Source organism: Paenibacillus farraposensis (assembly GCF_020736845.1).
In the GTDB taxonomy this organism is placed as follows: Bacteria; Bacillota; Bacilli; order Paenibacillales; family Paenibacillaceae; genus Paenibacillus; species Paenibacillus farraposensis.
The window spans coordinates 1-245 of record NZ_JAFFQR010000111.1; the positions used below are offsets into that span (position 1 = coordinate 1).

The following is a 245-nucleotide window of genomic DNA, read 5'->3' on the forward strand; positions in this document are numbered from 1 at the left end:
TTCCCGTCGTCCGCTCCATATTTGCGCCCTTAGCTCAGCTGGATAGAGCGTTTGACTACGAATCAAAAGGCCGGGAGTTCGAATCTCTCAGGGCGCGCCATTAACTTCATAAGCCGGTGTGGCGGAATTGGCAGACGCGCGCGACTCAAAATCGTGAGGGAAACCGTGGAGGTTCGAGTCCTCTCACCGGCATCTATTTCGGGATGTAGCTCAGCTTGGTAGAGCACCTGGTTTGGGACCAGGGG

Annotated in this window: 2 tRNA genes; both read left to right on the forward strand. The window is 55.9% G+C overall.

Annotated features, from left to right (window positions below):
* The first annotated feature begins 23 nt into the window (after nucleotides 1-23).
* Nucleotides 24-100, forward strand: a tRNA-Arg gene (locus JO375_RS18445).
* Nucleotides 101-112: 12 nt separating this feature from the next.
* Nucleotides 113-192: transfer RNA gene (locus tag JO375_RS18450), tRNA-Leu, on the forward strand.
* Nucleotides 193-245: the final 53 nt, after the last annotated feature.